Origin of the sequence: Campylobacter sp. RM9334 (genome assembly GCF_020138145.1) — a bacterium.
In the GTDB taxonomy this organism is placed as follows: Bacteria; Campylobacterota; Campylobacteria; order Campylobacterales; family Campylobacteraceae; genus Campylobacter_E.
Genome location: NZ_JACGAX010000021.1, coordinates 24,204 through 34,941, shown reverse-complemented (window position 1 = coordinate 34,941; position 10,738 = coordinate 24,204). Strand labels below are relative to the sequence as shown.

At 29.6% G+C, this 10,738-nt stretch carries 9 protein-coding genes; 8 read left to right on the top strand and 1 reads right to left on the bottom strand.

The window, feature by feature from the left end; all coding sequences use genetic code 11:
• Positions 1-83: 83 nt before the first annotated feature.
• Positions 84-2,603 (bottom strand): YhdP family protein, encoded by a 2,520-nt coding sequence (locus AVBRAN9334_RS08270; protein ID WP_336607532.1) that lies wholly within the window; start codon positions 2,601-2,603, stop codon positions 84-86.
• Here AVBRAN9334_RS08270 and mltG point away from each other — a divergent pair.
• The 8 genes from mltG (at position 2,500) to AVBRAN9334_RS08230 (ending at position 10,702) form a co-directional block, all read left to right on the top strand.
• Positions 2,500-3,498, top strand: a complete 999-nt coding sequence (gene mltG / locus AVBRAN9334_RS08265; RefSeq protein ID WP_442862236.1) for an endolytic transglycosylase MltG — start codon at positions 2,500-2,502, stop codon at positions 3,496-3,498. The two genes, AVBRAN9334_RS08270 and mltG, sit on opposite strands and share 104 nt — an antisense overlap.
• A gap of 81 nt (positions 3,499-3,579) precedes the next feature.
• Complete coding sequence (locus AVBRAN9334_RS08260) at positions 3,580-5,754, top strand: NADP-dependent isocitrate dehydrogenase (RefSeq protein ID WP_336607531.1); 2,175 nt, start codon at positions 3,580-3,582, stop codon at positions 5,752-5,754.
• A 9-nt stretch (positions 5,755-5,763) separates the two neighbouring features.
• Positions 5,764-6,927, top strand: coding sequence for an ADP-forming succinate--CoA ligase subunit beta (sucC, locus tag AVBRAN9334_RS08255; protein ID WP_214118504.1), 1,164 nt, complete (start codon positions 5,764-5,766; stop codon positions 6,925-6,927).
• Between the two features lie 9 nt (positions 6,928-6,936).
• On the top strand, positions 6,937-7,806 hold the full coding sequence (gene sucD / locus AVBRAN9334_RS08250) for a succinate--CoA ligase subunit alpha (RefSeq protein ID WP_214118506.1): 870 nt from the start codon (positions 6,937-6,939) through the stop codon (positions 7,804-7,806).
• A 37-nt stretch (positions 7,807-7,843) separates the two neighbouring features.
• Entirely contained in the window at positions 7,844-8,152 is a 309-nt protein-coding gene (locus AVBRAN9334_RS08245) for a 4Fe-4S binding protein (protein ID WP_214150340.1), read from the top strand.
• A gap of 2 nt (positions 8,153-8,154) precedes the next feature.
• On the top strand, positions 8,155-9,279 hold the full coding sequence (locus tag AVBRAN9334_RS08240; RefSeq protein WP_214150341.1) for a 2-oxoglutarate synthase subunit alpha: 1,125 nt from the start codon (positions 8,155-8,157) through the stop codon (positions 9,277-9,279).
• Positions 9,279-10,133 (top strand): 2-oxoglutarate ferredoxin oxidoreductase subunit beta, encoded by an 855-nt coding sequence (locus AVBRAN9334_RS08235; RefSeq protein WP_214118511.1) that lies wholly within the window; start codon positions 9,279-9,281, stop codon positions 10,131-10,133. The genes AVBRAN9334_RS08240 and AVBRAN9334_RS08235 overlap by 1 nt, the downstream gene beginning before the upstream one ends.
• The gene (locus tag AVBRAN9334_RS08230) at positions 10,130-10,702 is read left to right on the top strand and encodes a 2-oxoacid:acceptor oxidoreductase family protein (protein WP_336607530.1); all 573 of its coding nucleotides are present in this window, start codon (positions 10,130-10,132) and stop codon (positions 10,700-10,702) included. Before AVBRAN9334_RS08235 ends, AVBRAN9334_RS08230 begins: the two co-directional genes overlap by 4 nt.
• Positions 10,703-10,738 lie beyond the last annotated feature (36 nt).

Here is a 10,738-nt window from a genome sequence, read left to right as displayed (position 1 = left end):
CTAAATCTTTTAAATCATCTAATTTCTTTTTATCTTTTGTTTGATATTGTTTTGGTTAATTAGAACTTGAGTAGTTCTAATTTTTATCTATCTATTATATTTTTAGGTAGAGTGATGATATTTTTCATAAGTATAAAAGGACTTGTTAATATATCTTTAGCTAGGCTAGTTTTATATTCAAGATTGTCTAAACTACCGCTAATTTTTAATTGAGTAGCTATTTTATTATCCTTACCGCCTATAAATATTTCTTTTACGATAGGAATATTGCTTATGATTTTATTTGTATTTTTTAGAGTAAAAATATTAAGAGTAATATCTGCTGTTTTTGATTTTGTATTAATAATGCCTTGACCGCTACAATCTATGTTGTAACCTAAAATATTAACCTTATCAATATTTATAATGTCATTTTTATTTCTAAATTCAATTGAGCCAAATTTTATCCCTAAACCTTTTTTTGTAAAACCCGGCTTATTAAAAGTTACTAAAGCCGGTATGCTTTCTATAAATGCGATTAGATTTATGTAGTTTTTGGTATTTGATAAATAGGCATTTCTTATATTAATTAAGCCTTCATAATCACTTAAAGTATTGCCTTTTGCATCTAAATCAATTTCTCCACTTATAAAAACTTCTTTATTTACGATTTCATTTAGTGCTTGATGGCTTAGTTCTCTTAGGTAGGCTTTAAAATTGTTTTTTCCTATTTGGGCTATCAAATCTCCACCTTTAATAAAACTTGCACTGATTGAAGTTTCATAAGGATTTTTATTCAGTTTTAAATTCTTGAAATTAAATAAAAAATCTTTATAAATAATCTTAGAATTTAATAAATTAAGAGCTATATTATTATTGCTATCATTATTTTCATCATTATTTAATTTATTTGCGTCTATTATTAGATTATTTAGATTAATAGTTGTTTTATTGTTTTGAGAATTTAAATTAATAAGATTGCTTTTGGTATTTATTGTGGTTATGTTGTTTTGAATACTTATATAAAAGTCATCTTGAGTATATTTATAATTATTATCTAAATTATTTGGATTATTTTTATATAAATTAAAATCAAATTTAGCATTAAATATATTTACAAAAAATGCCCCATCTTTACTACTTAATTCAATATCTCCATCATTAAAATTTAATTTTTTAAGTTGCTTTGAATAACTAACAATACTTGAAATATCGCTTTTTATAAGTAAATTTTTATCAAAATATATTGTGGTATTTAATGCCGGAAAATCTAAAGTTTTATTATTTAGATTTAAATTCATTTTTGCTTTATCGCTGTAATAAAAATAATCTTTATAATCAATTCCTAAAGTCTTTATATTTACACTTGCTAATTTGGTTTTAGTATCTAAATTTATATCCGCATTGCTTATTTTTAATTCTTTTGTATCTGCATTACCTTGAATTGCTACTAAATTATCATTTACACTTATATTTAAATTAGCGTTAAAGTTAAAATTACTAAAAGAATAATTTCCATTGGTTTTAACATCTACTTTTACATTGTGAGTATGGTCATTATTTAGTTTTATATTAACTAAGGTGCTTGTTTTACCACTATTTTGCTTTAACCCTAAAACAACATTATAAGCATTTAGTATTTTTTCTATTTCACTATTGTAAAGCGCATTATTTGAGATGATATTTATATCAATATTTGGCTTTAATAAATTATCTATTGTTAAATTAAATTCATCAATAGTTGTGATATTGTCTTGAGAATTTACATTATTTGCTAATAGCTTTAAACTATAATCTTTTAAGCTTAATTTAACTTCTTTTGCATAAGCATTTGGTGCTTTATCATTATAATTTGCAATTACATTTGTAAAAACACCTTCTCCTAAGGTATTTTCTAGTTGATTATTTTTTATTTTTACAATAAAGCTACCTTTAAAATTATCAAATTTTACTCTAGTTATTAGCCATTCTTTTAGTATTGGTTTTAAATAATTTTCAATATGTTTAAATGCTTCTTGCTGATTTTTAATCTCTAAATTATCAACGCCTAATAAAAAATCATTTTTTTTATTTATTATATTTATTTTTGCGTTTAAATCATTGTTTATAGAGTGTAAATATCCTTTAATTTCAACATCTTTAGCTATTTTTATATCTCCATAAAAATATAAGTTTTTATATTTTAGATTTGTAATGTTTGCTAAAAGCTCATTTGAGTATAGATTTATTTTTATATTTGCTTCAATATCATCTGATTGGATATTCAATTGGTTTTCATCATAATATATTTTGACTAAAGCATCATTTATTTGAATATTTTTTATATTAATACTTTGAAAAAATAAAAATACTTGTTTGTATTCTTTAAGGCTTAATATTTTTTTTCTAATTTGATTTATATCTAGTGCTTCGTTGCTATTTGCTTTTTTTATATAAACTTTATTTATATTTAAGATTAGTTTTTTATCAAGTTTCAAATAAAGCTCAGAGATTTCAATATTAATTAATTTAAAATCCTTAATTGAAATTCCATTGGCTAATACAAATACAAAGGCGATTATTAAGAATATGAATATAAAAAGAATTTTAATTATTTTATTTATGTGTTTTGATGTTTTAAGCATTTTTGTCCTAGCGATTTTGTTTTACTTATTGCAGCCTGTTAAGTCAAATTCTGTTGTATTTATACCACAAGGCTCTAATGCTAAAATTATAACAAGTTTAAATAACACTAAATTGCAATTTAGCAAAATAGACCAATATTTGTTATTATTTTTTGGACACCCGCAAAGTGGTTGGATAGCAGTATCTAAACCTATTTTAACAAGATATGAATTTTTAAAAGAGCTAACTACAAATAAAGCAGCGTTAGTTAATCTTACTTTAATTCCAGGTGAAACAAGTGAATATTTTTTAAGAGAAATTGCAGCAAAAAAACTTAATTTAAATCCTGATAAATTATTAGATGAATTATATTCTCAATCAAATAGAAAAGAAGGTATGCTAACTCCTGATACTTATTCAATTCCATTAGGAATTAGTGAAAGATTGTTTATAAAATATTTATTAGAATTTACAAAAAAAAGAAACGAAACAATTAGTAAAAAAGTGTTTGGAGATTATACTGAATATAAATTTTATAGATTTATTATAGTAGCTAGTATTATCCAAAAAGAAGCTGCTAATGAAAGCGAAATGCCTATTGTAGCGAGTGTTATTTATAATAGATTAAATAAAGGTATGAAACTACAAATGGATGGAATGCTAAATTATGGTATGAATTCTCACATAAAAGTAACTCCACAAATGATTAGAGAAGATAATTCAGAATTTAATTCTTATAAAAATTCTGGTTTACCAAGTGTTTCAATTTGTAACGTTTCTACACAAGCAATTTTGGCAGCAATTTCTCCAGCTAAGACAAATTATTTATATTTTATGAGAGATAAAAGGACTGGTACACATAGGTTTAATACAACTTTAGCGGCTCATGAAAAAGAAATAGAAAGGCAAAGATAAGAGTAATTTAATTTTTTTTGATTTACTCTTTTTTAACTTAGCAGTTATACATTCATCTAAAATTTAATTAAAGGAGTTACGATGAGTATTGTATATACTTTCACAGATGAATCGCCAGCGTTGGCAACTTTAAGTTTTTTACCAATTGCAAAAGCTTTTTTAAAGCATGCAAATATTGAAATTACCACAGCTGATATTTCATTGGCTGCAAGAATAGTTTCTAGTTTTCCAGAGTGTTTAAAAGATGAGCAAAAGTGTGAAGATGCACTTGCAAAACTTGGTGAATTAGTAAAACTTGATGGAGCAAATGTAATTAAAACTCCAAATATTTCTGCTTCTATTCCGCAACTTAAGGCTTGCATAAAAGAATTGCAATCAAAAGGATATAATGTTCCAAATTATCCAGATGAACCACAAAATGATAACGAAAAAGCAATCAAAGAAAAATATGCAAAAGTTTTAGGTTCTGCTGTAAATCCTGTTTTAAGACAAGGAAACTCAGATAGAAGAAGCACAAAAGCTGTAAAAGAATACGCAAAAGCAAATCCATATAGAACAAAAACCTTTAGTAAAGATAGTAAAAGTTGTGTAACTTGTATGAGTAGTGATGACTTTTTCTCTAATGAAAAGGCAACTTTAATCAAAGAAAACGGCACTGCTAAATTATATAAAGTTGTAAATGGGGCTAAAACTGAGCTAAAATCTTTTGATGTTGTAAAAGATGAAGTAATGGATGCGACTTTTATGAATGTTGCAAAACTAGATGAGTTTTATGAAAAACAAATCAATCACTGCAAACAAGAAAATATTTTATTCTCGCTTCATTTAAAAGCAACTATGATGAAAGTAAGTGACCCTGTATTATTTGCTCACGCTTTAAAAGTTTATTTTAAAGATTTATTTGCTGAATTTGGCGATGAGTTTGCAAATCTAGGCATTAATCCAAACAATGGTTTAAGTGAGCTTTTAAGTAAGGTTGAAAATTCAAGCAAAAAAGATTTAATCCTAAAAAGATACGAAGAAATATTAAATACAAGAGCACCAATTTCAATGGTTAATTCTGATAAAGGTATTACTAATCTTCATGTTCCAAGTGATGTAATTGTAGATGCTTCAATGCCTGCAATGCTTAAAAATGGTGCTAAATTGTGGGATAAAAATGGTGCAGAAATGGATACAAATGCTGTTATTCCTGATCAAACATACGCAACAATTTATCAAGCAGTTTTAGATGATATGAGAGCTAATGGAAGTATTAATCCAAGTGTGGTTGGTTCGGTTAGCAATGTTGGTTTAATGGCTAAAAAAGCTCAAGAATATGGCTCACACGATAAAACTTTCATAGCTGATTGCGACGCTACTTATCAAATAGAGTTAAATGGCGAAGTTTTATTATCACACGATGTTAAAAAGGGTGATATTTATAGAATTAATTTAGCAAAACCTGATGCAATAGCAAATTGGATAAAACTTGCAAAACAAAGATGTGAATTAAGTGGCGAGCAAGGAATTTTCTGGCTTGATAGCAAAAGAGCAAGTGATAGAATAATCATTGATTTAGTTAAAAAAGAATTAGGAGAAACTTTCTTAATCTTAAGCCCTTATGAAGCTTGCAAAAAAAGTTTAGAAATTATTAGAAGTGGTAAAAATTGTATATCAATTACAGGTAATGTTTTAAGAGATTATTTAACAGACCTTTTCCCAATACTTGAATTAGGAACAAGTGCGAAAATGCTTTCAATAGTTCCAATGCTAAATGGCGGAGCTATGTTTGAAACAGGTGCGGGTGGTTCTGCTCCAAAACAAGTTGAGCAAGTTGTATTAGAAAATCACTTAAGATGGGATAGTTTAGGCGAGTTTTTAGCTCTTCAAAGCTCGCTTGAATTTGAGGGAAATAAAGGCAATGCTAAAGCAAAAGTTATGGCAGAAGCTTTTGATGAAGCAATATCTCATTATTTAAATGAAAATAAAGCTCCAAGTAGAAATGCGAAAGAAAACGATAATAGAACAAGTCATGTGTATTTTGCAATATATTTAGCGAATGCACTTGCTAAGCAAAATAATGATGAAAGTATGAATAAGTTTTTTAAAGTTATTGCTGATAAACTTAATTCAAATTCTTCTAAAATCATTGAAGAATATATGAATGAAGAAGGTAAAGCAGTTGAATTAGGTGGATATTATGTTTTAGGCGAAGTAGCTGAAAAGATAATGAGACCAAGTGTTACATTTAATGAAATTTTAAAATCAATTTAAGGAGAAAATATGAATATACACGAATATCAAGCAAAAGAAATTTTTGCTAAATTTGGTGTGCCTACTTTAAAAGGTAAGGTTGCATTTAGTGTTGAAGAAGCTGTTGCAAACGCAAAAGAATTAGGCGGAAGTGTTTGGGCTGTAAAAGCTCAAATCCACGCTGGTGGTCGTGGTTTAGGTGGCGGTGTAAAAATCGCTAAGAATTTAGATGAAGTTAAAATGTATGCTGAAAAAATATTAGGTATGAACCTTGTAACTCATCAAACAGGACCAGAAGGAAAACTTGTTAGAAAACTTTATATTGAAAGTGGTGCAAATATTGCTAAAGAATATTATTTAGCACTATTATTTAATAGAATGGAAGAAAAAATCACAATCATTGCTTCAAGTGAAGGTGGTATGGATATAGAAAAAGTTGCAGCAGAGCAACCTGAAAAAATAGCAAAAGTTACAATTGACCCTGCAATTGGCTTTAAAATGTTTCACGGACTTGAAGTAGTAAAAGTTTTAGGTCTAAATAAAGATGAAGGTAAAAAATTAATAACATTTATAGATAAATTATATAAATTATATTTAGCAAAAGATGCAAATTTAGTAGAAATTAATCCATTAATCAAAACTGCAGAAGGCGAGTTTTTCGCACTTGATGCTAAGATGAGTTTTGATGATAGTGGTCTTTATAGAAATCCAGATATTGCAGAATTAAAAGATGAAACAGAAGAAAATCCAGCAGAGCTAGAAGCTAGTAAATATGGTTTAAGTTATGTAAAACTTGATGGCGATGTGGCTTGTATGGTAAATGGTGCAGGTCTAGCAATGGCTACAATGGATATTATTAATTATAGTGGCTGCAAACCAGCAAACTTCTTAGATGTTGGTGGTGGAGCAAGTGCTGAAACCGTTGCAAAAGCATTTGAGATTATTATGAGAGATAAGAATGTAAAAGTAATTTTCATTAATATTTTTGGTGGTATCGTAAGATGTGATAGAATTGCAAATGGTGTTTTAGAAGCTACAAAAACAACTAAAATTGATATTCCTGTAGTAGTTCGTTTAGATGGAACAAACGCTAAAGAAGCAAAAGAAATTCTAGATAATTCAGGTCTTAAAAATATTCACGCAGCAACAGATTTTGCAAATGGTGCTGAAATTGTAAAAAGCTTAGTAAAGTAAGGAGAAAAAATGAGTATATTAGTAAATAAAAATACAAAAGTAATAGTTCAAGGCTTTACAGGTAAAGAAGCTACATTTCACGCAGAACAATGTATTGCTTATGGCACAAATATAGTTGGTGGTGTAACTCCATTTAAAGGTGGAGAAACTCATTTAGGAAAGCCTGTATTTGATACGGTTAAAGAAGCAGTTAGTAAAACTGGTGCTGATACAAGTTTAATTTTCGTTCCTCCTTTTGCTGTTGGAGATAGTATCATTGAAGCTGCTGATGCAGGAATTAAACTTGCAGTAGTAATCACAGAACATACTCCTGTAAAAGATATGATGTTCGCAAAAGCTTATGCAAATAAAAAAGGTATGAAAATCATTGGACCAAACTGCCCAGGAATTATCACTGCAGATGAATGTAAATTAGGAATTATGCCAGGCTTTATATTTAAAAAAGGAAATATCGGTGTAATTTCTAAAAGTGGAACTTTAACTTATGAAGCAGCAAATCAAGTTGTTTTAGGTGGTTATGGAATTACAACTGCAGTTGGAATTGGAGGAGACCCAATCATAGGTCTTGCTTATAAAGAATTATTAGCTGAATTTGAAAAAGATAGCGAAACTAAAGCTATAGTTATGATAGGTGAAATTGGTGGAAGCTTAGAAGTTGAAGCTGCTAAATTTATAAAAGAAAATATCACAAAACCTGTTGTAGCATTTATAGCAGGTGCAACTGCTCCAAAAGGTAAAAGAATGGGTCACGCAGGTGCTATTGTAGGAAGTGCTGATGAAAGTGCTGCTGCTAAAAAAGAAGCTTTAAAAAGCTATGGTGTTCATGTAGTTGATTCTCCTGCAGATATCGGTAAAAAAATCAAAGAAATTTTAAAATAATTAAAGCCTAGATAATCTAGGCTTAGAAAGGTTAAAAATGGAAAATAATACTAATGCACCTGTATGGGTGGATGAAAAAAGATGTAAAGCCTGTAATATATGCGTAAGCTATTGTCCTATGGGCGTTATTGCTATGAGAGATGAACCAAGTGCTGTTTTAGGTCAAATGATTGAAGTAGTTAATCCAGAATCATGCATAGGTTGTAGAGATTGTGAAACTCATTGTCCTGATTTTGCGATTAATGTTGCAGATGCTAAAGGCTTTAAATTTGCAAAACCTACTCAAGAAGGTAAAGATAGAGCGGCTGCAATTAAAGCTAACAATTTTAAAAAGTTAAAGGCGTAAAGATGAGAGAAGTAATATCAACAGGAAATAATTTAATAGCTCAAGCTGCAATTGATTGTGGTTGTTCTTTTTTTGGTGGTTATCCAATAACTCCTAGTAGTGAGATAGCTCATGAATTAAGCCATATGCTACCAAAAGCTGGTGGAACATTTATTCAAATGGAAGATGAAATAAGTGGAATTAGCGTTGCACTAGGTGCGGCTATGAGTGGTGCAAAAGCAATGACTGCAAGTAGTGGTCCTGGAATTAGCTTAAAAGCAGAACAAATAGGGCTTGCATACATAGCTGAAATTCCAATCGTAATAGTAAATGTTATGCGTGGTGGTCCATCAACTGGTCTTCCAACTCGTGTTGCTCAAGGCGATTTATTTCAAGCGAAAGCTCCAAGCCATGGAGATATAGCAAGTATTGCTATTGCACCTGCTAGTCTTGAAGAAAGCTATAATCTAACAATAACAGCATTTAATTATGCTAATAAATATTCAACTCCAGTATTTTTATTAATGGACGAAACGGTTGGACATATGAATGGTAAAGCAATTTTACCTGATGTAAAAGATTTAAAAATAGAACCACGCCGTGAATTTACAGGAGATCCAAAAGACTATAAACCTTACAAAGCTGATATGGATGAACCTGCTACATTAAATCCATTCTTTAAAGGCTATCGTTATCATATAGCTGGTCTTCATCACGGAGATATAGGTTTTCCAACTGAAGATGGCAAAATAGTTGATTATAATATGAGAAGATTAGTTGGTAAGATTAAAAATAAAGTAGATGAATTAGCACTTTATGAAGAATATATGTTAGATGATGCTGATATTTGCATTATTGCTTACGGAAGCGTTGCTCGTGCTGCAAAAGAAGCAATTGCAAGACTTAGAGCGCAAGGATTGAAAGTAGGTTTATTTAGACCAATTACTTTATATCCAGTTCATGAGAAAAAAATAGCTGAAGTTTGCTCAAGATTTAAGAAAATTTTAGTAACAGAATTAAATATGGGACAATATTTAGAAGAAATTCAAAGAGCAAGTAAGAGAGATGATTTTGCTAGCTTACATAGAGCTAATGGTCGTCCAATAACTCCAAGTGAAATTGAAGCAAAAGTAAAGGAGAGTTTCTAATGGCTTTTAATTATGATGATTATTTAAGAGTAGATAAAATGCCTACTCAGTGGTGCTGGGGATGTGGTGATGGTGTTGTTTTAAAATGTATTATTAAAGCAATTGCAAAAATGGGTTGGAATATGGATGATGTTTGCGTAGTTAGTGGTATTGGCTGTAGTGGTCGTATGAGCTCATATGTAAATTGTAATACCGTTCATACAACTCATGGTCGTGCATTAGCTTATGCAACTGGTATTAAATTAGCTAATCCAACTAAACATGTAATAGTTGTAACAGGTGATGGCGATACAACTGCAATTGGTGGTAATCATTTAATCCATGCTGCAAGAAGAAATATTGATTTAACTCATATTATGATTAATAACTTTATATATGGACTTACAAATTCTCAAACAAGCCCAATGACCCCACAAGGATTTTACACGGTTACAGCTCAATTTGGTAATATTGACCCTACATTTGATGCTTGCGAATTAGTAAAAGCAGCTGGAGCTAGTTTTATAGCTCGTGGTAATGTAATCGACGCTGCTAAACTTGAAAATATGATTTATAAAGCAATGGCTCATGAAGGATATAGTTTTATTGATTGCTTTAGTAACTGCCATATTAATTTAGGTCGTAAAAATAAAATGGGCGAAGCTGTTCAAATGCTTGATTGGATAAGTAATCGTTCTGTTGAAAAATCTAAATTTGATAAATTAAGCGATGAAGAAAAAGTTGATAAATTCCCAGTTGGAATTTTATATGAAAATAAAACTAAACCTGAATATTGCAAAGCTTATGAAGAAGTTCGCCGTGCTGCTAAAGAAGGTAGAATGGTTAATTTAAATGCTTTAGGGGGTGCTAAATGAAATTCCAATTAAGATTTGGTGGAGAAGGCGGTCAAGGTGTAATTACTGCTGGTGAGATTTTAGCAGCTGCTTGGATGGAAAAGGGTGGAAGTAGTAAAAAAGGTGCTTATGCTATAAAAGCTAGTACATATACTTCTCAAGTTCGTGGTGGTCCAACTAAGGTCGATATTATTTTAGATGATGAAGAAATATTATTTCCTTATGCAGTTGAAGGCGAAATTACTTTTATGCTTTCAACTGCTCAAAAAGGCTATTCTGGTTTTAAAGATGGTGTTTGTGAAGGTGGAATAATAGTAGTTGAGCCAAATCTAGTAAAACCAAGTGAAGAAGATAGAAAGAAATTTAAAATATTTGAAATTCCAATCATTACAATAGCTAAAGATGAAGTTGGCAATGTGGCTACTCAATCAGTTGTTGCGCTTGCAATTGCGGTATATATGAGCAAATGTATGGATACTGATGATGTAAAAGAAGTTATGTTAAGTCATGTGCCACCAAAAACTCGTGATGCAAATGCTAAGGCTTATGATTTAGGTATAAAATACGCTAAAAAAGCTTTAGGAGAATAATTTTAAGCCCTTTATAGGGCTTAAATATTAATTATT

What these genes read in the sequence shown, in the direction of transcription:
- AVBRAN9334_RS08240 (WP_214150341.1), top strand. Translation starts at nt 8,155, where the DNA reads ATGAGAGAAGTAATATCAACAGGAAATAATTTAATAGCTCAAGCTGCA.
- AVBRAN9334_RS08230 (WP_336607530.1), top strand. Translation starts at nt 10,130, where the DNA reads ATGAAATTCCAATTAAGATTTGGTGGAGAAGGCGGTCAAGGTGTAATT.
- AVBRAN9334_RS08260 (WP_336607531.1), top strand. Translation starts at nt 3,580, where the DNA reads ATGAGTATTGTATATACTTTCACAGATGAATCGCCAGCGTTGGCAACT.
- sucC (WP_214118504.1), top strand. Translation starts at nt 5,764, where the DNA reads ATGAATATACACGAATATCAAGCAAAAGAAATTTTTGCTAAATTTGGT.
- AVBRAN9334_RS08245 (WP_214150340.1), top strand. Translation starts at nt 7,844, where the DNA reads ATGGAAAATAATACTAATGCACCTGTATGGGTGGATGAAAAAAGATGT.
- AVBRAN9334_RS08235 (WP_214118511.1), top strand. Translation starts at nt 9,279, where the DNA reads ATGGCTTTTAATTATGATGATTATTTAAGAGTAGATAAAATGCCTACT.
- sucD (WP_214118506.1), top strand. Translation starts at nt 6,937, where the DNA reads ATGAGTATATTAGTAAATAAAAATACAAAAGTAATAGTTCAAGGCTTT.
- AVBRAN9334_RS08270 (WP_336607532.1), bottom strand. Translation starts at nt 2,603, where the DNA reads ATGCTTAAAACATCAAAACACATAAATAAAATAATTAAAATTCTTTTT.